This is a genomic window from Flavobacterium sp. MMLR14_040 (genome assembly GCF_033657265.1).
Taxonomy (GTDB): domain Bacteria; phylum Bacteroidota; class Bacteroidia; order Flavobacteriales; family Flavobacteriaceae; genus Flavobacterium.
The window spans coordinates 457,082-484,025 of record NZ_JAWVWO010000002.1; the positions used below are offsets into that span (position 1 = coordinate 457,082).

At 35.6% G+C, this 26,944-nt stretch carries 17 protein-coding genes; 2 read left to right on the plus strand and 15 right to left on the minus strand.

The window, feature by feature from the left end; translation table 11 throughout:
• Positions 1-201: 201 nt before the first annotated feature.
• The 4 genes from SD960_RS04865 to SD960_RS04880 all read right to left on the minus strand — a co-directional run bounded on the left by SD960_RS04865 (position 202) and on the right by SD960_RS04880 (position 2,837).
• Positions 202-1,116 (minus strand): helix-turn-helix transcriptional regulator, encoded by a 915-nt coding sequence (locus SD960_RS04865; protein WP_318801222.1) that lies wholly within the window; start codon positions 1,114-1,116, stop codon positions 202-204.
• Entirely contained in the window at positions 1,113-1,439 is a 327-nt protein-coding gene (locus SD960_RS04870) for a hypothetical protein (RefSeq protein ID WP_318801223.1), read from the minus strand. Before SD960_RS04870 ends, SD960_RS04865 begins: the two co-directional genes overlap by 4 nt.
• Positions 1,440-1,451: 12 nt before the next feature.
• Positions 1,452-2,258 (minus strand): SDR family oxidoreductase, encoded by an 807-nt coding sequence (locus SD960_RS04875; RefSeq protein ID WP_318801224.1) that lies wholly within the window; start codon positions 2,256-2,258, stop codon positions 1,452-1,454.
• A gap of 216 nt (positions 2,259-2,474) precedes the next feature.
• Positions 2,475-2,837, minus strand: coding sequence for a DUF2200 domain-containing protein (locus SD960_RS04880; RefSeq protein WP_318801225.1), 363 nt, complete (start codon positions 2,835-2,837; stop codon positions 2,475-2,477).
• 154 nt (positions 2,838-2,991) lie between these two features.
• On the opposite strand from SD960_RS04880, the gene SD960_RS04885 reads away from it, so the two are divergent.
• Positions 2,992-4,254, plus strand: coding sequence for an MFS transporter (locus SD960_RS04885; protein ID WP_318801226.1), 1,263 nt, complete (start codon positions 2,992-2,994; stop codon positions 4,252-4,254).
• Between the two features lie 103 nt (positions 4,255-4,357).
• Here SD960_RS04885 and SD960_RS04890 read toward each other — a convergent pair whose 3' ends face one another.
• From SD960_RS04890 to SD960_RS04900, 3 genes are all read right to left on the minus strand, one after another.
• Positions 4,358-5,083, minus strand: coding sequence for a hypothetical protein (locus tag SD960_RS04890; protein ID WP_318801227.1), 726 nt, complete (start codon positions 5,081-5,083; stop codon positions 4,358-4,360).
• A 78-nt stretch (positions 5,084-5,161) separates the two neighbouring features.
• The gene (locus SD960_RS04895; RefSeq protein WP_318801228.1) at positions 5,162-5,680 is read right to left on the minus strand and encodes a hypothetical protein; all 519 of its coding nucleotides are present in this window, start codon (positions 5,678-5,680) and stop codon (positions 5,162-5,164) included.
• A 26-nt stretch (positions 5,681-5,706) separates the two neighbouring features.
• Positions 5,707-6,930, minus strand: coding sequence for a DUF4272 domain-containing protein (locus SD960_RS04900; RefSeq protein ID WP_318801229.1), 1,224 nt, complete (start codon positions 6,928-6,930; stop codon positions 5,707-5,709).
• Between the two features lie 148 nt (positions 6,931-7,078).
• Between SD960_RS04900 and SD960_RS04905 the strand changes: the two genes are divergently transcribed.
• Positions 7,079-7,693, plus strand: coding sequence for a hypothetical protein (locus SD960_RS04905; RefSeq protein ID WP_318801230.1), 615 nt, complete (start codon positions 7,079-7,081; stop codon positions 7,691-7,693).
• A 99-nt stretch (positions 7,694-7,792) separates the two neighbouring features.
• Here the strand turns inward: SD960_RS04905 and SD960_RS04910 are convergent, their stop codons facing one another.
• The 8 genes from SD960_RS04910 to SD960_RS04945 form a co-directional block, all read right to left on the minus strand.
• Positions 7,793-10,222: a sugar-binding domain-containing protein gene (locus SD960_RS04910; protein WP_318801231.1), complete on the minus strand. Its 2,430-nt coding sequence runs from the start codon at positions 10,220-10,222 to the stop codon at positions 7,793-7,795.
• A 302-nt stretch (positions 10,223-10,524) separates the two neighbouring features.
• Positions 10,525-14,058 carry a malectin domain-containing carbohydrate-binding protein gene (locus SD960_RS04915; RefSeq protein WP_318801232.1) on the minus strand — a complete coding sequence of 1,178 codons (3,534 nt, stop codon included), beginning with the start codon at positions 14,056-14,058 and terminating at the stop codon, positions 10,525-10,527.
• 399 nt (positions 14,059-14,457) lie between these two features.
• Entirely contained in the window at positions 14,458-17,184 is a 2,727-nt protein-coding gene (locus tag SD960_RS04920; RefSeq protein ID WP_318801233.1) for a glycoside hydrolase family 20 zincin-like fold domain-containing protein, read from the minus strand.
• 185 nt (positions 17,185-17,369) lie between these two features.
• The gene (locus SD960_RS04925; protein ID WP_318801234.1) at positions 17,370-18,266 is read right to left on the minus strand and encodes a sugar phosphate isomerase/epimerase family protein; all 897 of its coding nucleotides are present in this window, start codon (positions 18,264-18,266) and stop codon (positions 17,370-17,372) included.
• Positions 18,267-18,394: 128 nt separating this feature from the next.
• Positions 18,395-19,540, minus strand: coding sequence for a sialidase family protein (locus SD960_RS04930; RefSeq protein ID WP_318801235.1), 1,146 nt, complete (start codon positions 19,538-19,540; stop codon positions 18,395-18,397).
• A gap of 137 nt (positions 19,541-19,677) precedes the next feature.
• Positions 19,678-22,440 (minus strand): glycoside hydrolase family 78 protein, encoded by a 2,763-nt coding sequence (locus SD960_RS04935; protein WP_318801236.1) that lies wholly within the window; start codon positions 22,438-22,440, stop codon positions 19,678-19,680.
• Between the two features lie 177 nt (positions 22,441-22,617).
• On the minus strand, positions 22,618-24,183 hold the full coding sequence (locus SD960_RS04940; RefSeq protein WP_318801237.1) for an MGH1-like glycoside hydrolase domain-containing protein: 1,566 nt from the start codon (positions 24,181-24,183) through the stop codon (positions 22,618-22,620).
• Positions 24,184-24,405: 222 nt separating this feature from the next.
• Positions 24,406-26,880 carry a glycoside hydrolase family 95 protein gene (locus SD960_RS04945; RefSeq protein WP_318801238.1) on the minus strand — a complete coding sequence of 825 codons (2,475 nt, stop codon included), beginning with the start codon at positions 26,878-26,880 and terminating at the stop codon, positions 24,406-24,408.
• Positions 26,881-26,944: the final 64 nt, after the last annotated feature.

The following is a 26,944-nucleotide window of genomic DNA, read 5'->3' on the forward strand; positions in this document are numbered from 1 at the left end:
TGTTATAAATTCGTTGCGTATAATTTTAAACACATAGAAACATAGCTTTTTGGAATCTATAAAAGGCGTTTCACTTGCATTAACAAACATAGCTATGTGTGAGAAACGAGTTTCTTTTAATAATCTTTTATAAGCAAAACAAAATCTATGTTTCTATGTGTTTAAAACTCTTTATCAATTTACGTATAATATGTTTTATACTTAATTTTTATTGAATAATTCCTGAAAAGCAACCGGACTAACATTCGTTTTTTTCTTAAACAATTTATTGAACGATTGTGGATGTTCAAAACCTAATTTATAAGCAATTTCAGAAATAGACAAAGTTCCTTTTGCAATGTATTCTTTTGCTTTTTCGATCAGTTTATCATGAATAAACTGCTGTGTATTTTGTCCAGAAACACTTCGCAATAAATCGCTCAAATATCTTGCTGACAATTGCAATTCATCGGCTACAAACTGGACAGTTGGCAAACCATTTTCAACAGGTTTTTCAGTGCTAAAATAATCTTCCAAAAGGTTTTCGAGTTTCGAAAGCACATCATTATTAACTGATTTTCGGGTAATAAACTGCCTGTTGTAAAAACGATTGCTGTAATTAAGCAACAATTCTAATTGCGAGATAATTACATCCTGACTAAAATTGTCAATTCGCTGATCGAGTTCGTCCTGAATATTAGCAAAAACCGCCAGAATCGTTTCTTTTTCTTTCTCTGATAAATACAAAGCTTCGGCAGCAGAATACGAGAAAAAGCCATACTTTTTAATATTCTCATTTAAAGTATAAGGCCGAATAAAATCAGGATGAATATTCAGCGACATTCCGCTGTAATCGGCTTCTTCTTCCTGCATTTTCAGGATTTGTCCGGGTGCCACAAATGACATTCCGCCTTCTTCAAAATCGTAGAAACCATGTCCGTATCGCAATTTTCCGGAGAAATTTGTTTTAAAAGATATCTTGTAAAAATCTAAAATAATTCCCTGCTCAAAATCTTTCGGATCAAAAATCGCTTTGCCATAATCTAAAACGCTAATTAGCGGATGCATGGGTTTTGGCTGTCCCATCGCTTTATGCAATTCTGATATCGACTGGAATATTTGAGGCTGATTTTTCATTTTTTAGCAATACTAGTATACAAATTTACAAAATGTTCTACTGGCGCAATATTCCAGCTTACCGAACTTTGATCGATCATATCATGAACGACCGAATCGCTTAATTCTGTCATTAATTTATGCATTGCATTTGTGCCGTCTTCGGTGCTGTCCCAAACGAGCATATCGTAAACAACACCTTTTTTTAATTCGAAAATAGTTCTCGAACAAAATCCATTTTGTCGTTTTAAAAAATCATCAATTTCGGCATTGGCGTCAATAAATTGTTGTGTTGTAAAACCATTCAGTTTAAAAGTAGTCAATTCTATTGCTTTATTTTTCATCTGATTTCGAAATTAAAAAGTAAACATGGTTTTGATGTTTTGCACCTGATTTTCGGCACCCAATTTCAAACGTTCATCATATAAAGCGTTTGCATCCTTTCCGGCAATATATCGCAATTGCGTTTTATTGTCAGTTGCCGCTTCGTAAATAATTTGGGCAACATCTTCGGATTTTGTATAATTGCTAAATTGCTCTTCACTATATCCTTTGCTTACTTCAGCGGTTAGTTTTTCATACGCTTCATGCTGACCAACATCCATAGATCTTGCGGTAAAATCAGTCTGCATTCCGCCTGGTGCAATTACTTTTACCTGAATCCCGAATTGAACCAATTCTGAAGCTAAACTTTCAGAGAAACCATCAACAGCAAATTTTGTAGCACTGTAAATAGAACAAGTCGGAAATCCCATTAATCCGAAAGTCGAAGTCACATTAATAAAAGTGCCACTTTTCTTTTCACGAAAGTGAGATACAAAAGCCTTAGAAACTTTAATAACGCCCAACAAATTAGTCTCGATTTGACGTTCGATTTGTTCTTCATTTAAAGATTCAAGAGCACCAATTAAACCATATCCGGCATTGTTCAGCACAACATCAACCGAATATTTCTCTGTAACATTTTTGATCGTTGCTTTTATTTGTTCCGAATTTGAAACGTCAAGCGGAAGTACAATTACATTTTCTAATTGATTTAATTCGGTTTCCTTTTCCGGATTACGCATGGTTGCAATTACATGCCAGCCTTTGCTTTGAAATAATTTGGCTGTTGATTTTCCTAAACCTGATGAAGCGCCTGTAATAAAAATTGTCTTTTGCATTTTTAATTGTTTAAAATTTATAATGCAAAGATCAGATGAAGTATGAGGTTGGAATTAGCCGTTTTGAAGTTTGAATTAGCCAAAATGACGGATAACAAAATTCCATTAGCCACAGCTGATGAAGTTTTTTTACAAAGTAAGGTTTCTGTAGTGTATGAGAAGAGATTATTCTGAATGAAAAAACAATTAAATCTCTTTAGTTGATGCCAAAATCTGTTAAACCCGCAAAATCTTTTCCATTTTTTTGCCTTTTGCGAGTTCATCTACTACTTTATCTAAGTAGCGTACCTGACGCATTAAGGGATTCTCGATTTCCTCAATGCGGTACCCGCAAATTACGCCCGTAATGAGCGAAGCATTAGGATTAAGATTGGCTTTTTCAAAAAAATCTTTAAAGGTTATTTTTTCATCAATCAGTTCTTGTAATTTTTTTTCGTCATATCCCGTCAGCCATTCGATTACTTCATGCAATTCAGCTATGGTTCTGCCTTTTTTCTCCACTTTAGCAATATAATGTGGATAAACCGAAGCAAATGTCATTTGGGCTACACGCTCATTTTGTTTGTCGTTAGGTGTCATGATATTCTTTGAATTTCAATTAATCTGATTACAATACTAATATAATAATTTTCACGTAAATATTTATTCTAATAATTACAAAAATCAGATGGAAAAACAATTATACCCGTTACGTTTGAATTCGTATATTCGGCCATTATTTTGAAAAAGGAAAATGATTGCAAAATTGAATGAAAAAAAATCCTATCCATGGATTGTTGTTGGCTTATTGTGGTTTGTAGCGTTGTTGAATTATTTAGACCGACAAATGCTTTCTACTATGAAAGCAGCGATGATGGATGACATTCCTGAATTGGCTAAAGCTGAAAATTTCGGTCTCTTAATGGCCATTTTTCTTTGGATATATGCGCTGATGAGTCCTGTTTCCGGAATTATAGCAGATCGATTTAACCGAAAAAGAATAATCATAGGAAGTCTTTTTATTTGGTCCGGAGTTACTATGGCGATGGGTTATGCCACAACTTTCAACCAGATTTATATTTTGCGTGGCATTATGGGTTTTAGTGAAGCTTTTTATATTCCGGCGGCATTATCCTTAATTGCAGATTACCATCAGGAAAAAACACGCTCTTTTGCTATTGCAATTCATACCACCGGAATTTATTTAGGACAGGCGCTGGGCGGTTTTGGAGCCACTATTTCCAAGCATTTTTCGTGGCATTTCAGTTTTCACTCCGTAGGTTTACTGGGAGTTCTTTACAGTATAATATTGATATTCTTTCTACAAGAAAAGAAAACTTACTTTTTTGATCCTACCAAAAAGTCATCTCTCAACTTTGAGTTTAGGCAAATGTTCAAAGGATTGGGAATGTTATTTGGTAATATATCCTTTTGGGTTTTACTCTTTTATTTCTCCGCGCCAAGCTTACCGGGTTGGGCAGCCAAAAACTGGTTACCTACCTTATTTACTGAAACTTTACATTTAGATATGTCTCTGGCGGGACCAATTGCAACGGTAACCATTTCGATGTCTTCCTTTTTTGGCGTTTTAATTGGTGGGGCCATTTCAGATAAATGGGTGATGAAACATCTTAAAGGAAGAATTTACACCAGCGCAATCGGATTGTTTCTTACCATTCCGGCATTGTTTTTATTTGGTAACTTTAGTGAAATAGAAGCTATTATTCTTGGCGCTATCCTTTTTGGACTTGGATTTGGAATATACGACACCAACAATATGCCTATTCTTTGTCAGTTTGTTGCGCCTCGTTACAGGGCTACCGGATACGGGATTATGAATTTTGTGGGTATTTCGGCCGGGGCTGTTATCACCGAATTTTTAGGAAAAGCGGCTGATAATGGCGGAATGAGACACGTTTTTGTACTTCTGTTATTTGTAGTGGTTACTGCCATCGTTTTACAACTGGTTAGCCTACATCCAAAAACTATAGATATGACAGAGGGAAATGAGTTATGAGGGTATTAACAAAAAAATCGTGGCTTTTATTAGCAAAATGGCGAGCATAAAAAACTCCATTATTGCTAATGGAGTTTGAATAATTATAACTTAAAAACAAATTTTAAAAGTTAGTTGTAAGTTTCATATAGGTCACACCAAGAATAGACAGTAAAATGAAAAGCAAATAATATCCAACTCGTTTTGATTTATGGTCCATATTTTTATTTTTTCTAATTTCAATAAAAAACCAAATAAAAAGCGTACAACAAATTAGGGCACAAATTCCAACAAGAATTTTATTCAATGAAACGTAAACCGTGGCCATGCTTCCTAACATTATGATAGCAATAGGAAATTTATATTTTTCAGCAAATGGCAATTGTTGCGTTACATCAATTGGTTTAATTTGATCAAATAAAATTTCAAGTTTTTCATAGTTTTCAATTTGAGCAGGAATTAAAATAGTATCAACAGCCGTTTTTCCCTTTATACTATAACCTCCTTTTTTGTCTTTTATAATTGATTTAATTTCGTCAATCTGAATGCTAACTATTGGCGTATTAGCTTGTTCTCTTACTATAGCATTTTCTGAAAATATTAGCAAATAACTTTCAAACAACATTTTTTGTCTTTTTAAGCCTTTGTTAATTCCTGACCAAAGTGCAAAAATCATAATTGGAAGTACAAATGGCAAGACATACCATACATCTTCTTTATTTTCTGAATTAAAAAAAGGAATTGCAATTCCAAAAATCATTGCAATTAATAAAATGGGCACTGCTCTTCTTATGGATTGTTTTTTTATTTCATCAAATCCGGTCGATTTAATTTTGAATGTTTCATTCATGTAATTACTAGTTTAAATTGGTTTTACGGGTTGGTGTTATTTGTCATTTTATAGCTGAAAGGAGAATTTGATAAATTATTATTGCGTTACTTTCAATCGGTCGACATAATTCATAATAGTAGAAAATTTTCTAATGACAGATACAATATCTTCTTTGCGCTGATCAACTTCGCTCAATTCTATTTTATTTGTTTTTGAACTTTCTTTTCTATAGATAATTAAAAAAAAGCTTGTCCTGTTTTTTTGCCTTTCCGAATTATATTCAAAGTGTCTAATATCTGCCCAGTCAATCAATTCAAGAGAAGAAAACGGAAGAATTGTTTTTCTAATCCAAAAACCTTGTTTATTAATTTTAAATTTTGGTTTATCATCTAAAAGCCATAACCACGAAAAAACGAACAGCGTAAAAATAGCCATAAAAGCAATTGTTGCAATTTCGTTTGGATTAAATTTCTCCCATTGAAAAAGCTCGTCTGGAAGTTTATAAATCATTAAAACAACAAAACCAGTAGACATAACAACTACAGCAGTCTTAACAGACATACTTGTCTTAACTTCTATTTCTTCTAAAATTGCAGAATTTTTAAATGTTTCCAAATTAATGTATGTTTTTAATTTTGCTTTTAGGTATCACAACTAATAGAATCCCAATCCTGCCCCATATAATTTATAAGCCAATTTAAGGCATATTGTCTTTCGTAAACAATTCCCGGATTTATGCCTTCGATTTCTCTGCCATTAATTCTTTCGTCGACACAAGCCCAATTGTATCTGTAATACAAATCATCAGCATCCAAAATTTCACTTTTAGATCGTATTGAAGTTATGGCGTTTATGAAATCGTTTGGGTCTTTATCCGGACCTACAGGATAATCCTCGGGGCTTATGTTTTCGAGGTTACAAAACGCATCAGGAAAATCGAGATTCTCCACTTTTTTCAAAGCCCACATTAACGTCCAGATTCCTTCACATTTCCAGGTTTCCTGTGCTTTTTTATCGTCTGTAGGATCTTCCAAAAACTCTTTTTCTCCTTCTGTAGTAAAATCCCAAAGATTATAACTCTGCAAATAATCTATCGCAACATCCGGATCAATACTACTAAACGCTACTAAATTTGTCATTGCCAAAACACTTACTCTTTGCGCAATTTCTTTTGGTGTTCTTATTGTTGTTTCAGCTTCAGATTCTATGCAAGGCAGGTGTTTGTTGATTTTTATGCCTTTTGCTTCCAGAATTTTTTCGTTATTTTCTTTTCTGTTTTTTTGATCTTCTTCCAGTTCATTTTGATCTCCATCAAAGTAAACCGAATTGATTTTGACATCTAATTCATCAATTTCACAATTTCCTTCACCGTCAATAATCAGATTTAAATTCTTGTCTAAAAAATGCTGCCCGCTAGATTTACTGATAGCCGTATCAGGCTGAACAAATAAAACCGCATCAAATTCGTTTGCTATATTTCCTATTATTGTTTTTAACTCTTTTAACTCGCCTTTTTCCTGAATGATCGAAAACTCGCAATTCAGGGTTTGTATTTTATGAAGAAACAAATCTTTTACTTTTTCATTTACTGTTGGCAAAGAATCTACATAGCCGTAAAGTCCTTTTAAATTTGCTGTTAAAGCAGAATCATTGATTTCTGGAATTTGATAAGAAGGTTTAAGTCTTTCGCGATAAGAAATTTTTATTTTTTTTGAAGAACCCAGAATTCCTCCTTTTATTTCAAGATCGATGATATCAAATCCATCCTGATTGCTAATGACAGTATTTCCTTTTGGAAAGCTGGACAGGATTAATTCTTTAATAGTATCAAATCCAACATTATGAGAATAAATGGTACAAATCATTTTACGGCTTTTAAAATATTATTTATATGCTAAAATAAGTTATTTTATAAAATCTGCAAGTACAATCTTAACATCTAAAACTCTTTGTTAATTTTTTAAGTTAATTCTCTACTTTTACTTTAACGCAAAATATAATCTTAACAGATACATGAAAAAAATAACACTCTACACCATTATAATTATTGCTTTTTGCAGTTGCCAAAAGAAAAAAGAAAAAACTAACATTGCATTAGAAGAAATTAAAAATATCAACCAGATTGTTGAAGCAATAATAATTCAGGACAGCTTGAATGTGCTTTCGAAAAATGAAGACTCAACAATGTTTTGCAGTGAACTTAAGAGATTAAATATCTACATTCCGGAAAAAAGAAATGATGGATTAAATCTACCTCCACCACCTCAGGATATCTATATTACTGAATTAATAAATAGTACGATAAAAGAAGAAAGTTTTTTTTCATCTAAAGATTCTCTATATCTATTAGAACAAAATTCAAATCCGGAAAAACTAAAAATTGAAAAGGATTTAATTAATAAGTTGAACTCAACCACAATTGAAAAAGCAATAATAAGGAATAAAAAAGTTCGTCCATTTAGATTTTATGAAATGACTATTCCGGTTCTTTCTCTTGACAGACAGAAAGCATACGTTCAATTAGGTTATCATTGTGGAAGCCTTTGCGGAACTGGAAAAGCCATATATTTGAAAAAAGTAAATGGGAAATGGCTAATAATTCAAAAATGGGAAACCTGGATTAGTTAAACATAAAAAATAAACCATGTAAGTTATATAAGTACACTTAAGAAAAAATCTAAATCTACTTAATATAACTTATATGGTTCAAAAACGTTGCGGCAATAATTAATCCACTTTAACTTCAATTGTAGAAGTTTGCAAAGTACCCGTCGAAGCCTTAATTTTTATCGTTTCTCTCTTTCCAGTCGACTGAATAATCGCAATACATTTTCCATTAAAAAGTTTACACGAATTAGCTTTAAAAGAATCCAGATTCGCCTGATAACCATTATCAACACCAACTAATTTTCCTCCGCCAGAAACTTCAAAATTGATTAAATCATTTGCATTTGGCAAAAGATTTCCAGCTGCATCAGCAATAGAAACCGTTACATAAACCAAATCATAAGTATCATTTTTGATCACTTTTTTATCTGCTGATAAATCTATTTTGAAAGCTTCTCCGGCAGTATGAATTTCTTTTTCTAAAACCACTTTTCCATTTTTTCTCGAAATGGCTTTTAGAGTTCCAGGCTCAAAGTTTACGCGCCATGAAATATGCAAATCGTCGTTTTGTTTTGCTTTTTTTCCGAGAGATTTTCCGTTAAGGAATAATTCAACTTCATCGGCATTATTGTAATACGCCCAAACATCAACTTCTTGTCCCCCTTTCCAGTTCCAATGCGGAAAAATATGCAACACCGGTTTTGTTGTCCATTCGCTTTGGTACATATAATAAACATCTTTTGGAAAGCCCGCCAAATCTACAATTCCGAAATAAGAACTTCTCGCCGGATACGGATATGGATCTGGTTCTCCGATATAATCAAAGCCAGTCCAGATAAAAGTTCCCGCCATGAAATCCTGTTTCTTGATGGTTTTCCAATTCTCTTCGTGCGTCGCGCCCCAATACGATTTTACCTGATCGAAAGCCGAAACGGTCCAGTCTGCATTTCCGTCAAAAGGAGCGCCATGTTTTGGAGGCCACGCTTTAATTCCATCTGCAGGAAAATCATAATGTCCGCGCGTTTCCAAAGCCGAAACACTTTCTGAAGCAATTATTTTTTGTCCTTTAAAACGAATTGGAAAATCTTTATAATCTTCGTGTTTGTAATTGAATCCCAAAAGATCCAAAGCACCGGATTGATAAATGAAATTTTTCTCAATTACATTCTCTGTCAAAGCAGAAGTTACCGGACGCGTTATATCTAACGATTTTACAATTTTCGCCAATTCTTTCGTAATCGCAATTCCCGTACTGTCAAATTGTTCGCGGATTTCGTTGCCAATACTCCACATCATAACCGATGGATGATTGCGGTCTCTTTTAATAAAATCTTCTAAATCTTTTTTATGCCACGCATCCCAGTCTTTATGGTAATCGTTGGTTACTTTTTTCTTTTTCCAAACATCAAAAGCTTCATCCTGAACTATAAAACCCATCTCATCGCACAATTGCATCATTTCTAACGAATGCGGATTATGTGACATTCGAATAGCATTTACGCCCATTTCTTTCATCAAAACCAACTTTCGTTTAACCGCATGAATGTTCTCAACCGCACCCAAAGCACCATTGTCATGATGCAGACAAACACCTAAAATTTTCGTTGGTTTTCCGTTTAAAGAAAACCCTTTTTCGGCATCAAAATCAAAAAAACGAATTCCAAGCGGTGTTTCATAATTATCGACTAAAGTTTCTTTCTCATAAATTTTAGTCACAATTTTATACAAATATGGATTTTCCGTATCCCAAAGAATCGGTTTTTTTAAAGTAAAATTCTGAGTCGTTGTTGAAGATGAATTTGAGACAATTTTTTCTATGGATTCAACTTTAGCAACTTCATCATTTTTCTTGTCCAAAATAGAAGAAACCAATTTAAACTCTTTCTGATTTTCCGAAGCATTTTTAATTTTAACTTCCAAATGAACCGAAGCTTTTTCTTTTGAAATTTCCGGCGTTGTAACAAAAGTTCCCCATTCGTCAACATGCAATTTTTCGGCAATAACCAAACGCACATTTCTGTAAATTCCTGATCCTGTATACCAACGCGAATTAGGCTGTGCATCATTATCGACTTTTACAGCGATAATATTGGGCTGACCAAAATTTAAAAACTCAGATAAATCATAAGAAAATGAAATATAACCGTTCGGGCGAATTCCTAACGAATGTCCGTTGATAAATACCTCACTATTTTTAAAAACACCATCAAATTCTATCCAAATTATTTTGCTTTTAAAACTTGCCGGAACTGTAAACGTTTTTCGATACCAGCCTTTTCCAGCAGGTAAAAATCCCTGCGCCTGTTTTGTTTTACTGTCTTTGTCAAAAGCGCCTTCAATGCTCCAATCGTGCGGCAATTGCAGATTTCTCCAATCTTTCGCGTCAAAATTTGAATTAATCGCTTCCGGATGATCTCCCAATTTGAAGTTCCAGTTTTTATTGAAATCTTCGATAATTCTGGCTTTTTTTCCTTGTGAAAAAGATGTTGTAGTAAGCAATAATGCTAATGCAATTGTTATTTTTTGTAGAATGTTTTTATGTTTAATCATTACAATTATTTTTTTATTCTTTTCTAATTTACGTCTCGCTTTGTCATTTCTACGGAGGAGACCCGAGCGATAGCGAACAGACGAAGTAAATCTTCGCAAGTAACTCCGTAACTGTAATCCAATCATTGTCGAGCTTCTCGCGAAGATTTCTCCTCCGTCGAAATGACAAAAATGAGGCAAACTTTGTGGGGCTTTGACTTCGCTCAGCCTGAAAATTGGAACGTAGACGCACTGCTGTGCGTCTCTACAATAAAAATCTTTATTAAACCTTAGAGCCTTTGTGCCTTCGTGGCAAAACCTCGTTACTGAAACTCAAAACTATCCAACATCAACCCTTTCAAATCATCTCCTTCTAAAGTAATTTTATACGTTCCCGCATTTATATATCCTCCGGAAGTCGTATTCAAAACTTTCCATTTTTCTGGCGAAGGAAAAAATTCGATTGTATCATTTCGCATCATAATTCCGTATGCATCTTCCATTTTGAATTTTACTTTTAATGGTGTTTCGTTTCTGTTCATGAACTTAAAACGCATCAAATAAATTCCGGCAACTCCGGGTTTTACTTCAAACTCAATGCTGTTATTTGTCTTTTTTGTGAACTCAATATAATCGGCTTTTTTAAAATTTCCTTTTACAATATCAGTTCCGGTTGTTTTGGCATTTTCTGCTTCGAGAACTAAAGTCTGACGCGAATCATCTTTTTCGCCCATATCATAAGTTGGAACTACAATAATCGAATTCACAACTTCTGAATTATCGAAGGTAACTTTCTCTCCTTTTTTTACTTTTTTCGAAAAAATACCAAACTCAATATTACTAGTATTTTTAGCCATTTCCTCTGATTTTTTATAGTCAGCTAACCAGGCAAATTGTGTTTTTATTTTATTATCAATCAAAAAATAAACATCCGAATCTTCTTTAACTGTAAACGAACCCGAAACTTTTGATTTGGTTGAAAACTGCAAATAATCTGCTCCAAAAACTTCAGAAGGCAATTGTGTAAAAACAACATCAGCATCTGAATATTGTTTGGAATTTGTACCCAACCACGATGCAACTCTGTTAATCGTTTTATCATAAGAACTTAAAACCAGATTCTGAATATTTTTTGGCGAAGTGTCTGCTGGTTTTTCAAATCTTTTTTTAGTTCCGATTGCAATGGCAGAAATGATTGCCTGTCCCGATTTTACATTGGGAAAATGAATGCTGATTTTTCCGTTTTTGCTTTTTACCAAAAAGGTTTTCTTTAAAGCTTTATCATGTCCGGCTTCTGCCCAAATATCAAAATCTTTTAGAACAACATTGTCATTAATGGCAACATCAAACAAACGCCAGCCTTTGCAATTAAATCCGCCGCCGGTTCCGTACCAAGGCTCTGCAAAATACAATTCGACCAAATATTCGCCATCGGCAACAGGAAATTCATAACTTAATTTATCAACTCCGTATCTAAAACTTTGAAATAATTCAGGATCTTTTGTTCCCGAAATTGGATCGAAAGTAGTTCTTTGGCTCGCATAAAAATCGGGTAATTTCTCAAATTTATCTGTCCATGATAACGATCCCCAAGTATATTGTCCGTTTTTGTGTGTATCGGTAAACCAGGTATTTCCAGAAGAATCTGTAAATTCAGAACCTCCACAATTGACTCTGTAAATATAATTGTATTCTTTTTTTGATTTTGTAATATCAGCCTGATCTGTATATAATTCGTTTAAATTTGGTGCTTTTGGAAGTGTGTTCAAAACCACATAATCTCTCGCAACCGCTTTTCCGTTTACATAACCCACGGCGTACAAAACATTGTATTGAATATTGACATTATTCCATTGAAAATGTTTTCCTAATCCCGGATTTTTCAATTTGCCCAATGAACTTTTATTGACATCATTGAACAACTCAACTTCATCGCAATTCGAATAAATATCAATGCCGTTTTTTATTCCTGCCGAATCCCAACGACTTGGCCATGAATGCGAAACAATATAAACCATCGGATTTGTTTTGTTCGAAACATAATTGGCGCGATACATATAATACGCATCCAGAGGTTCGCCCCAAACCGTAAAAAGTCCTTTGTAATTTACAGGCCCAACTTTGTCTATATCGCGAAAACCTTCTCCGTTTTGAGAACGCCCCGGATTTTCGTGCGACGCAAAAAGCCAGTTAAATTGTCCCGCTATTTTATCTTTTACCGATTCGGCTTCGCGGACTTTGATTTCCATTAGTTGCGAAAATCTGTTTTCGCTCAAAATTCCTTTTTGATCAAATTCTCCTTCGGTGTGTAAATCTGCAGTTCGCCATGCGCCATATTCTCCGTTTAAGAGTTGTGTGCTCATTTCGAGATGATATTTTGACGGATCACCTCCGTAAGTTCCAGACCAGTTTTGAACCACATTCCAATCTGTTCCTTCTCCACCATTGCAGGTGGTTACGATTCTTTGAGAAGCAGATAACGGATCCATTTCGCGAATGATTTTGGTGCATTCTTCTGCAAATTCCTTCGGAATCGTGCTTTCATTCTGTAATCCCCACATCACGACCGACGGGCTGTTTCTGCGTTCCTTAATCCATTCGCGCAATAAGGTTTTGAAGTTTTCTTTAAATTCTGGCGTATCATACCAAATATGTGCCGAAAACTGACTCCAAAACAAAATCCCGTTTTCGTCTAATTCTTTTTGGTATAATAAATTATGTGGCTGATGCGCTTCTCGAAACGCATTAAATCCAGCGGCTTTTATCTGCTCGATTCTGGCGTGAATTTGTTCATCTGAAAACGAATGACTGTTCCCAATCATATGTTCATATTCGCAAATTCCGTTTACAAACAAAGGTTCATCATTAATATAAAAACGATTGTCTTTTCCGTCACGGCTAACGGGCCAACTTACCCAACGAATTCCGTATTGCGTTTTTACCTGGTCTATTTTCTTTCCATTTTCGAAAATCGAAGTCACTAATTCATATAAATAAGGGCTTGACGGAGACCACAATTTTGCATCTAAAATTTCCGGAAGTGTCTGTGTTATTTCTTTTGTTTCTCCGGCAATATTTCTGATATCACTTTTACTTATAGCAACTTGCTTTCCTGCAGCATCAAAAAGTACATTTTCGATCGTTAAGTTCCGATTTGATTTTCCGTAATTTTTGATTTCTGTTGTGGTATGCAGAATCGCTTTTTCTTTAGAAATTGATTTGTCATTCCAGATATGAACGCCAAAAGGTTCAATGCGCACCTCATCAGTAACAACTAAAGTAACCGGCCTAAAAATACCAAGCGGCTGAGAACCTTCAGAAAATCCCCATTCGCCGGAACAGCCACCACAAACCCACGGAAGATCTGCAATAAACGATGGATGATCGGCTTTGATCATTATTTTATTTTCCCCATCAAAAGAAACGGCGTTTGTAATATCGATTGTAAAAGTGGTTCTTCCCCCTTTATGGGAACCGACTTTTTTCCCGTTTACCCAAACTGAAGCGTACGAACCAACTCCTTCAAAATACAAAAAAAGGCGTTTGCCTTTGTCTTTTTTGTCAGCTTTAAAAGTTTTATGGTACCAGGCAGTTCCGTGCAAATTGCCATGTTTCATTCGGCGGTAACCGTAATATTGATCCCAGTTGTGGGGTACATTTACGTTTTGCCATTGCGAATCAATTTTGGGATTGTTTACAAAATTTTCATCTTGCTGAACAGGATTATTTAAGATGATAGTTTCCCAAGATGAATTCAGCGAAATTTCTCTACGTAATTCCGCTGACGCATGTTTCACCTGGCTCTGAACAGAGCAAAAAACTAAAAAAAAATAAATAAAAAAAAATGCTTTCTTCATGTTTTTTTGATCCTGCGAGGTTTTCAAAACCTCGTAGGTTTAATTTTTATAACGTTGACTTTGAATACCTACAAGGTTTTGAAAACCTTTGCAGGAAAGTGTATTTTTCATTTTTTTGTCATTTCGACGAAGGAGAAATCTTCGCAAGTAACTCCACAACGAAAATCTAATCTTGTCGAACTTCTTGCGGAGATCCCTCGTTCCTCGGGATGACAAGATTGTGTGTTTTTATTTCTCTTCATTAGACCTGACAGGTTTTTAAAACCTGTCAGGTCTAAATTAACTTCGAGTTCGCGTGAGGGATGGCAGTGGAGCTCTTTTGTGAGGCGATTTTTCTTCGCCTCACAAAAAGCGGGAACGTACAGCCCGACCCGGAGGGGCACGCCCAAATTATTTACATTAATAAAACAACCAGTCAATCGCACCTTTTTCTCCCGCATCAATATAACCCACATCGCGAGGCGTTATGGTTTGATTGGCGTCTATAAATCCTAAAATCAGCACTCTTCCTTTTCCTAAATTCAACTCGTTTTCTCCTGGCTGAAACGTATAGGTATGAATGTTTACACGAGGCAATTCCTTAAGATTCATGGCGCTTGCTAAAATTACTTCGGCCTGACCGTAAGCATTTCCGGCGGCATCTGTTTCTAAACTTGGCGGAAACAAAAATCTTTTTTGATCTGAATTGAAATAACCTACGACCAATTTTACAGGTTTGGTATTTTTGAATTTCAGATGTGTTCCGTTTTCATTTTGCGATCCTTCATCAAATGCAATTCCTTTTAGGTTTTGCAATTCCGGAGCTATTTTTGTCAATTCAGAAATTGGTGTTCCATACACTTTTGTGCCATTTTTTACGGCATAAGTTCCTTTGCTCTCGCTTAGTAAAGTTACTTCTGCGGTTTGCCACGGTTTTCCTTCTTTGGTTGCAATTTTACCATCTTTTGATGATTTTAGCAACTCTAAATTTCTTTTAAAATTAACCAATTCACGTTCGTAATGCGGTAACAATTCTGCCCACGTTTTATTATTTCCGTCATCGCCGCCAATCGGAATCCGGCGTTGTGCCGTTTGCATACTGTTGGCGTATAGATAACTGTCTTTGGTTAAATTTACTAATGTTTCGTAATATTCGATGCTTTTTTCTAAATGAGGAAGCGCTTTATCCAAATCTGAAATATCATTGGAAAAACTATATCTTAAAACCAATAATGCCGCTTTTACTTTTTCTGAAAAGAAATCGGCGAAAGCCTTATAACTATGCATATCATTTTTAAGGCGCAAAAATTCGTCTTTGTTTTTTGTTACACTTTGTTCTGCTTTGTCAATTGCTTCAACAGCCAGTCTTCCGTGTTCTGTTATTTCGGCAATAATCTGCGTTGGAAGCTCACCTACATGCGGTTCATGATTCCACTCTTTTTTAGAATATTCCAAAAGCAATTCACCAACCGGACCACACGACTCGTGAAATCCAGGATAAACACGCCATTTCGCCGGATTTACCAGCTGGCTTTCGAACATACCTAAAAGTAACGTCTGACGATTTCCTTCTGTAATTCCAAAACGTCTTAATACTTTTGGAGCGATTTCACCAGATTGGTCATATGCTTTTTGGATATTATTGGCTGCTTCTGTATCTGTTCCGTATTTAGCCGCTAAATCTTTATCCCAGAATTTAACCTCTTCGTTTCTGTCTCTTTTACTATCCCAGGCATATCTTGCCCAGGCTTTGTACCAAATCCAGTCGCGATCCATTTCCAGTAATCGTTCGCCTGTTTTTGTTTTATCGGCAGAATACGGCCAATCCCAATACGAGGCCTGCGGATATAAATGCAGCGCATTTGCTCCGTGCGCACTGTGCATCGCCTGAACTGTTTTCTGGATAAACTCTGGCGAACCGTATCTGAAAGGTTCGAGATTTGCCAAAATATGTACATTTGAAATGTGAACAGAATTCAGCGCACTTAATTTTTTATGAATTTCTCCCCACGGTCCGCCTGGTGTATAAGTGGTTAACGATTCGCCATTGTATTTATGCATCGTGTATAAATTTTTATACAATGGCAGCGATTTTTCCATTACCAAAGGCGCATCTGTATCATGAGCACGCAAAATTATTGGCGGTTCGTTTGTTTTTCCTAATGCTTTTAAACCATCCTGAACGCCCGGAATAATGGTTTTGGTAAACCATTCTACATCATCATCAACGGTATTAATAGCTTCTCCCAAACAAACCAATAATCCAACATTTGGATATTTTTCGATAAAAGCCGCAATAGATTTTCTCGTATAATCGGCAATTTCGGGCGTAATTGGTCTTGAACGATCTTGAGTTTTAATTTTATAATGTTCTGCAAAAGGTTTGGAAACGATGATATTATAAAACATCTGAATCACCCAGATTCCCCTTTTATTAGATTCTTCAGTTAAGAATTTATAAATTTCTTCGTTCTTTTTGAAATCTTCTTCGCTTACCTCAAGTGCAAAAGGATAGTCTTTTAGTTTGACCAAGGATGCAAAAGGATGTCCGTTCCATAAATACAAAGAATTCATTCTGTTATCGACCATCATATCAAGATACTTTATCCAAAGTTTTTTATCGTAAAACCATGGAAAAGTTTCCGGCGTATACGGATATTCATAAACGTCTCTTCCCGGAAGATAAGTCGTTTTTTGCATTCCAATACAAGCGCCTCTCAAAACCATTTCCGGACTATCGTCGATATTAATTTCTGATGGAATTTCGCCTGAACTTTTAATACGGTCTGCCAATTCCATTGCACCATATAAAGCTCCTGAAGCATCGGTTCCTTCAATGTAAATGATATTTTTTTGCGTGCGAATTTGAAATCCTTCTTTCCTGCTTAATTTACTATCGTCGATTTTAGCTGATTTTGCACTTTGTTTCCAAAAATCAGTTCCTTTTTCGCCAATAACAATGACTTTATCTTTCTTATTTATTTTGTCAGAAGCAATTACTTTGAATCCTTTTTGAGATAAAGTTTCAGATAATTTCTCCACTCCAAACTGCACTCTTGGCGATTTTGAATCACTAACAATGGTAATATTTTGCGCTGTCGCGAAAGTGGTATAGACGGTTAAAAAAAGTAAAGTAAAATATTTCATTGTATTGTAATTTATTGAACAAGTTTGTCATTTCGACGGAGGAGAAATCTCCGCAAGTAGCTCCGCAACGAGATTCCAATCTTTGTAGAGTTTCTTGCGGAGATCCCTCGTTCCTCGGGATGACAACAAAAATCCGATTAGAGACCTGACAGGTTTTAAAGACCTGTCAGGTCTAACGTTAAGTATTAATTCTGAAAAATCTTTTTCAAATACGCCACATTTGCGCCGTAATTGGCTTTTACGTTATGCACTTGTGTTACGTCACGAGAACGTTCTACAATTAACCAACCGCTCCATTTCATTTCGTCGAGTGTTTTTTTGATTTCCGGCATGTTGATCATCGTATCATTTTCAAGCCAGACTTTATCTGTATTCGAAGCATGAATTTGAGCCAAATGTTTTTTACCTAATATTTTTAGTTCCGATGGAATATTTCTTCCGTTGTCTGCGGCATTTGCAAAATTGAAAGAACTTTTGATGTATTTAGAATCTATTTCTTCCAGTAATTTTTTCTCTTCTGTAGCGTTCAATGAAGTTTCAATTGCAATTACACCTCCAATTTTACCCACTTGTTTTCCTGCCCATTTTAGTCTTTCGATAATAATCGGGCGTAATTCCGGATTTTTAACCAAATCACTTTCTGTTCCTAACGGAAGATAAGCTACTTTTACTTTCATGTCTTTCATTGCTTTTACGCAATCATTAATCATGGGTTCGATGGCTTCTCTTTTGGCAAAAGACTGCGCATAGAATCCGGACATGGCAATAGAACTGATTCCCACATGCAATTCTTTAGATTTATCGAGAAACTTTTGTCTTTCAACGGGATCTCCCAATTTGCTGTCAAAAGTTGGTCTTTTTCCTAAACCGCCCATGTCCAGTTCTATTCCGTCGGCTTTGATTTCGCTTGCCAAACCAAAAGCGCCTAATTTTTGTCTTTTTAAAATCATCCAGTCGCAAACCGCAACTTTATATTGCTGTTTGTTTTTTGATGACTGAGCCGTTGCGCAACTGTTGATTGAGCAGGATAAAACTGCGAAGATTGCGATAATACTGCTTCTCTTGAAATGAGCTAAATTCATAAATATTAGTTTTTACCATTAAGATATTAAGGAAGTTAAGCGTAGTGCTGCTTAATAACCTTACTTTATAATCTAAGAAAATTAAGCTTAATGAAACTTAATATCTTAATGGTTAATTTTTTTAAATCTTATTCCTCTTCCGCCTTAACAGCGGTTACAACTTTGTTTTGTTCTCCGGGCCAGATTCCGTTTTTGATTGGAAGTGCTTTTAATTTACTTGGATCAACTTTTACATACTTCAGTTTTTCTCTTCTCCATGTATAAACAATATGCACCATTCCGTCAGAACTTTGAATCATTGATGGATATGAATATTGACTTATTTTTGAATCTTCTAAAACCAAAGCTGCCTTCCAATTGATTCCGTCATCAGAAATTGAAACATTCAAAGGTGTTCTTGGTCCTTTTGCTTCTGTTCCCGGAGGTAAAACGTGATTGTAAACCAATAAATGTTTTCCGTTTTTAAGAGTTACGGCATCGGTTCCTGAGTTGTTATTTGGCAAACCAATTAATTCTACATCCGACCAGGTTTTTCCGTTATCTTTAGAAAATGTGCTAAAAATAGCTCTGTTTCTGGTTCTTCCAATGGCTTGGATACTGCCATCTTTATGAAATAAAATACTAGGTTGAATAGCATTGATTTTTTGTTTTCCTCTTGGAAGTGTATCACCCATTACCCACGTTTTGCCGAAATCCGGAGTAGATTCCATGCGAAGTCTCCAACCGTCGCCTTCAATACTTGACGGACATAATAAAGTTCCGTTGCTTAATAAAACAGGTTTATTTTTGATTGGTCCTAAAAATCCATCAGGCATTTTTTTCGCCTCAGACCAGGTTTTTCCTCCATCAGATGAAGTTCTGATTACGCCCCACCATTCTGATGGTTTTGGTCCAATTTTGTAGAAAAGCATTAAATCACCACCCGGAATTTGATACAGAACCGGATTCCATGTTGGTAATCTTGGCCCTTCTTTCATAACGCCATCAGCAACCTGAACTCCTTCACCCCATTTATCACTCCCTTTCGGCTTTATACTTACATAAATGCAAACATCAGGATGTCTTTCTTTTGTTCCTCCAAACCATGAAGCTACTAAATCGCCATTTGTTGCTTCGACAATTGTTACAGCGTGGCAAGACGGATAAGGCGCTTTATCGTAGATAAATTCATCAACTAAAATTCCTTCTTTCCACGTCTTTTTTTCTAAAGCCGACTTACAACTTCCTAAAAGGAAAAGTCCAAACAAGACAAATGTCAATTTTATGATCTTCATTCTTAATTTTATTTTGAATTAAAATTTTGGATTATAAATACATTCCTAATATTTTTTTAGGCAAAAATATTTATTAAGTGTAAAAATAACACTAAAAATTTAACGATGTATCCTGTACTGTCCCGAATTGTCTAAAATTAACGCTTTACGACGATAGCGTAAGATCCGGATGACAAATTGAGAACCAAATTGTTGTTTTCAATTTTATAAGAAGATGAAAAAGCAGCACTTAATTTTTGATTATTAACAGTTACAGCCGAAGCATTAGAGGTTGGCAGATAAATTATTGCGGAACTATTTGCCGGAATATTTATTTTCCAGTCGAGCTTGTTTTTAGCCTTTTTCCAGTCACTTTTAATCAATCCGTAAATTGATTCGTAAGAAGCGTTTACGAAAGTTAATCCGGTTTCAAAATCAGGTTTCATAATAATTTGTTTGAAACCCGGAGTTTCAGGATTGTTCTTGATTCCGGCCATATTTTCGTAATACCAAATCAATAAATCGCCCAAAAGCATCACGTGGTTTTGCGAATTCATTTTAGGATCGGCTGTATTTCCGTTCCATAATTCCCAAATTGTAGTTGCGCCGTTTTTTGCCATATAACCCCAACTCGGATAAGTATTGTTCGAAGCTAGTTTGTAACTCAAATCCGGTCTTCCGAATTGAGATAATGTTCGCATTAAAAACTGAGTTCCAATAACGCCCGTACTAATATGGCCTTTGTAGGTTACCTCAACTTCATGCACAATATTGTCAAATATTTTTGACTGAAGATTTTCAGGAACCATTCCAAAAGTCAATGGAAGCAAATTTGCTGTTACCGTATTATTCGCATATTTATTTGTTTTTGAATCGAAAAACTTCGCGTTAAAAGCCGTTTTTATTTTCTCAGAAAGTAAATCATAATATTGAATATCTTCCGAATTTGTTCCATTAATAGCAGCGAACTTTTTCATCTTTTGCAGTAAATGATAATAGAAAGCACTTGCAATTAGTTCCCCATTCGTTGTTCTGGTAGAATCTTTGGAGTGAATTAATTCTAAAGATTCCGGCGGAACGCACCAGTCTCCGTATTTATCTTTGGTCATTAAACCGTTAACCAAATAATTTTCTTCCATATAAACAATCCATTTTTTCATGGATGGATAATGTTTTTCGACTACTTTTTTATCTCCAAATTGCTGATACAACATATCGGCAACCGTAATATACGTTCCCGGCCAGGTTACATTATCGCCGTAATAACGCCAAAACGCCGGCGCAACATCCGGAATTCCGCCATCTGCCGTTTGTGCATTTTTAATATCGTCAAGCCATTTGGCATACAAAGTTTGATTGTCGAATAAAAAACTTTCGCCATAAGCTCCCGTTGTTCTGTCGCCCAACCAAGGCTGGCGTTCGTTTCGTTGCGGGCAATCGATTGGCATTCCTTTATAATTTCCTCGAATTCCCCAATAGGCATTCTTAAAAATCTGATTCATCACAGCATCCGAAGATTCAAAAGTTCCGATTGTTTTGATGTCATCGTAAACCACTTTTCCAACAAAATTATCTACAGTTGGTTTTGTCGGAAATCCTGAAACTTCTACAAAACGGAATCCGTGAAATACAAAAGTTGGTTCCCAAATTTCTTCGCCTTCGCCTTTTAAAGTATAAACATCGGTAGTTTTTGCATCACGCAAATTGTCGATATATAAAGAACCATCGGCTTGTAATGATTCTGCAAATTTTAACCTGATTTTATCGCCGCTTTTTCCTTTTACTTTCAATTGCAGCCAGCCGACCATATTCTGCCCCATATCTAAAATATAAGTTCCTTTTGGCGTTTGCTTGATGGAAATTGGTTTTACTTCGCCCATTATTTTCATATTAGGCGTCATTTGTGCTTCATAAAAACCACCTGGTTCCTGAACATATTCTGCTGTTAACCAAGTTTTATCATCAAAATTGGTTGTGTCCCAATTTTTCATTTCTTTTCGGGAGTCATATTCTTCGCCGTCATATTCGTTGTTCGATAAAATGGGTCCGTTTGTGGTTATTTTCCATGTATCATCAGTTCTTATTACTTCTTTTGTTCCATCTAGATATTCAACAAAAAGCTGTAAAGCCATTTTCGGGTAACCAAAAGTTTTAATTTTATACGGCTTGTAATCCTGACGCATCGTAAAAAAACGTCCATTTCCTAAAATCGTTCCCAGCATGTTTTTGCCTTCTTTCAATTGCGAAGTCACATCAAAAACATTGTATTTTACATTCTTCGTATAATCTGTAGGAACCGGTGCCAAAACCTGATCGCCAATTTTATTTCCGTTAATGTACAACTCATAAAGTCCTAGACCCATTATGTAAACTTTAGCATTTTTGACTTGTTTTTTTAAGTTGATTTCTTTTCGTAGATAACGTGCAGACAATTTTGAATATTGAGAAATACTATCTCCGGCAGAAGCTTTTTCATAACCAATCCAACGTGTCGATTTCCAATCGGCATAATTTAAAATTCCCATACTAAAATGAGCGCTTTCTTTAGATTGAATTTCGCCTTTATTCGTCCAGACTGTTACTTTCCAAAATGCATTTTGTCTGTCGTTCAGCTTTTTTCCTTTATAAATAATATTGACAGATTCGTCGCTTTCTATTTTTCCACTATCCCATAAATCTGCTTTATTTGAATTTAAATTTTCCAAAGTTGAAGCCACCAAAATTTGATAAGAAGTTTGTTTTACATCATTTACATCTGCATTAATTTGCCAGCTCAATCTTGGTTTTACAACATCAATTCCTTCAGGATTGTTCAGCATTTCGCATTGCAAATTGGTAACGCTGATTTTATTTTGGGCTTTCGCCGAAAAAGAAATCAAGGTTATGATGATGAATGTTGTATGTAAAAAAAACTTTTTCATAATTTTAGTTTAAGCAATGTAAAGTCCCAAAGGGACGATATATTTATAGATTTTATAATCGTAAGTTCATTAAGCCCCAGCGGGGCGGAATAATTCCTAATCTATTGCTCCGCTGGAGCTTTTCATTCAGGTCTGTATTTGCTATAAATATTTTGCTTCTCCGAAGCTCTTGAAAATTTACTCCGAAACCAGTCTCTCCAATTTCTCACAAATCGCAATTTCTTTACCGTTTTTAAAAATTCTAAATCCTTTTCCTTTATGATATTTTTCTCCGCTTTTATCCCAAAGAATGGTAATGATATTGCCGTGATACAAAATATTATCGAGACAAAACCAATCCCATTTTTCCTGTGGAATCAACGGATTCACTTCTATCTTTTCATCCGCTCTCGGGCGTAAACCAACCAAACCTGTAATCATCAAATCGTTAAAAGTCGAATGATTGTAGTAACGGCTTCTTTCTCTATCACCCATTAACCAATATCCTGTTGTTTCATCAAGATATTCGCCAACATAAGGTTTTCCACGGTAATATTGCGACTGCACATACAAATCCATTTGCTTGAAATAATCCGTTTTCGCAACGAAATTCTGATCATAATTATTCAAAACATTCGCCAAAGCGGTCAGGGTTTGAGAACTCGCGAAAGGCCATATCGCACCGTCCCATTCGCAGGTTCCTGTTCCATGTGTTCTAAAACGCGGACTTCTTCTCTCCGCTGTTGTTAAACCAAAAGGTGCCGAAAATCCTTTTTCATCTTTAATCTGTTCCCACGCTTTTTCGAAACCTTTTCCTTTTTTAGGAAGATTAAAATACCATGGAATAAATCCGATGGCTTCCCTCACTTGCGCTAAAGTATCTTTTTCTGTAAACGTTTCAAAAAATTCACTTTTAGCATTCCATAGTTTTGTCTCCACTAATTTTTGAAGCGTATCTGCTTTTGCTTCAAAATAACTTTCTTGTATTGCATCGCCTTTTAGTTTTGAAATTTTCGCCAAAGCGGTTGCATTTCCAAACATATAACTGTTAATTGTTGGGCGCGCATTTCTAAATTTTCTGGCACCGCTCAACGATTCCTCCATTCCGTCTTTTACATCAAACTGCCAGAACAATCCATCTTTGCGTTTCCTGTCTCCTTCCCAAGCTGCATATTCCGCTACCAAATCCGGATACATATCCAATAAAAATTTGTCGTCTTTATTTACTAAATACCTGTTATACAAAGCATCCGCCGTCCAACTGCTAAAAGTTCGAAGTTTTTTCATTGGTTTTCCGTCATTTCCTCTAAACCATAAATGAACGTCCTGCTCCAAATATTGCGGATCATGAACCCATCGAAACTCATTAATATGATGTCCCAAAGCGCAACTAATCATATTGTATTTATCAGCATAAGAACGATCTACCAAAAACTCTGTAATCGCAAATCCCTGTGGCGTTTTCTTGATATGTTTACGCGCACTCCACCAACGGAAATAATAAATCTCCTCAAAATTTTGCTGTGGACATTCAAACAACGGAATATTTTTTTCCATCCAAACCCAAGCCGAATCATTCGGAATCGCAAATTTTAAATTCTCATCTTCCATCGTGTTGAAATAATCAACATAATGTTTGTAATTTTCTGATTTTAGAATTGCAGCTGAACTTTTCGTAGAAGTATTTATTCCGGATTTGCAACTTGTGTTTAAAGTTGAAATCAGGATTATAAAAGCGATTATTTTGTGTTTAAAATGTAACATATTCAAATTATTATTAAAATTCTTTGGGCGTGTTCGCCACGGAGAATCGTGCTGTCCCTTTCCGTTTATTCACACCAATTTGTCATTTCGAGGAACGAGAAATCACATAACGTAACCATACAGTTCGTTGCTCTCTGGATGTGATTTCTCGTTCCTCGAAATGACACACAGAGCTAGACCTGACAGGTTTTTAAAACCTGTCAGGTCTATACGCTTTCAATGTTAATTCCCTTTAAAAGTATAAGTCTCCCCAGCTTTCATCTGAACATCATATTCATTATACTTTGGTAACACAACTTTCTTTAAATTCGCTTTTTCAGATAGAATTGGTTTCTTCACTTCAACATCATAAAACAACGGATTCGTATTTTTCCCTTTTGCTTTTTTAATAGATACTCCTTTTCCTGCGCTTAAAATATTCTCCACTTTCAAACGACAATATCCTCCAATTTTAGAATAAATTTTTAGTTCAGAAACTTTATTGTTTTTCCAGGTCAAATCAATTACAAATCCGCCTCTGGCAACCAAACCTTTAATACTTCCATCTTTCCAAACAGTTGGTAAAGCCGGCAATAAATGAATTGCATCTTCCTGACTTTGCATCAGCATTTCGGCGATTCCTGCCGTACATCCAAAATTTCCATCAATTTGAAACGGCTGATGCGCATCTAACATATTTGGGTACGTTCCGCCGCCTTTTCTTTGGTCGGCCGTTACCAAATGCAATTGGTCCTGAATCAATTTATAGGCGTGATTTCCGTCTAATAATCTGGCCCATAAATTTACTTTCCAGCCCATCGACCAACCTGTAGATTCGTCAGTTCTGTATATTAGCGATTGTTTGGCCGCTTCAAATAATTCTGGTGTTTTCACTGCCGAAATCTGATTACTTGGATACAATCCGTACAAGTGCGAAACGTGTCGATGATTGTCTTTCGGATTATCCCAATCGTCCTGCCATTCTTGTAACTGACTGTGTTTTCCCACTTTCATTGGAGGCATTTTCGCCAACGCCTCACTTAGTTTTTTAGTATAATTTCCATCTGGTGAAACCAATTTGGAAGCTTCAATAACATGCGTAAACAAATCAAAAACCAACTGATTATCCATTGTTGTTCCAGAAGCGATTGTTGCTTTTCCGGTTCCGCCCGCATGTGTATTTTCAGGAGAACTTGAAGGGACTACAACTAAATATTTTGTATTGGGATCAATAACCATAAAATCAAGAAAGAAATCTGCTGCTCCTTTCATGATAGGAAAAATTTCTTCCAGATATTTTTTATCACCAGTATACAAATATCTTTCCCATAAATCCTGACAAACCCACGCACCGCCAGTTGGCCACATTCCTGAGGCTGCCGAATCAACCGGAGCGGTAACACGCCAAATATCGGTATTGTGGTGTAAAACCCAACCGCTGGCATTGTACATCATTCTGGCTGTTTCGGCACCCGTAACACTTAATTCTTTTGCCATTTGAACAAAAGGCTCATGCATTTCCTGAAGATTGGTTACCTGTGCAGGCCAATAATTCATTTCGGCATTGATGTTTGTCGTGTATTTACTGTCCCACGGCGGCGTAACCATATCATTCCAAATTCCTTGCAAATTCGCAGGTTGCCCACCCGGTTGTGAACTCGAAATTAAAAGATAACGCCCAAACTGAAAATATAAACTCGCTAATTGTGGATCGAATTGTTTCGAGAAATCTCTGATTCTTTCGTTTGTTGGTTTCTTTGCCACCTCGTTTGTTCCTAAATCAAAAGAAACTCTGTTGAAGAAATTTTGATAATAATCAACATGCGCTTTTTTTATCGTTTCAAAATCTTTGGTTTCGGCTTTCGCCAAATAATCTTTACTTTTTGCAATTTCATCGCCCGATATATCTTTATAATTTTTAAAATTCGTTGCAATCGAAATATATAAAGTTACTTCATCAGCCTTATTAATACTTAAAACGCCATTGCTCGCATCAATTTCTCCGCCTTTATTTTTAGCCGTTAATCTTCCCTGAAATTTGATTTTGCCTTTTACCCCTTCAAAATTTGTCCCTAAACCTGAAAGTATAATTTGATTTCCTTCAGTTGAAGCAACCGTTTTATCAATCGGACTGTTCATGAAAACATTACAGGTAATTTGTCCCGGTTTATTGGCTGATAATTTAACCGCAATTACCTGATCTGAAAATGCAGTCAAAATTTCTCTCGTAAATTCAACGCCGTTTACTGTATATTTCACCTTTGCCGTAGCATTGGCAATATCTAAATCTCTATAATAATTAGTATATTTTTGATGTCCCGGAAACGAAATATAAACGCTTCCAAAAGTCTGATACGGCATTCCGTCATTGGTTTGTGACATAATATCCTGAGTCGCCAATTCCTGTGCTTCATCAAACTTTCCATCAAAAATTAACTGACGAACAATTGGCAAAGCTTTTATTGATTTATTGTGTGCGTTACTATTTGGCGAACCTGCCCAAATGGTTTCTTCGTTCAATTGTAAACGCTCCACCGCCGGATCTCCAAAAACCATCGCGCCCAAACGTCCGTTACCCAAAGGCAGCGCTTCGTTCCAGATTGCAGCTGGTTTATCGTACCAAAGTTTTAAACCACTATTATTTTGAGCCGTTATATTTTGAACTCCAAATAGTACTAAACCAAAACAAATAAGCGATATTCTATTTCTTAACTTCATATACTTTCTCATTTTTAACACGAATTGCACTAATTAACACGAAATACGATGCTCTAATAATTTC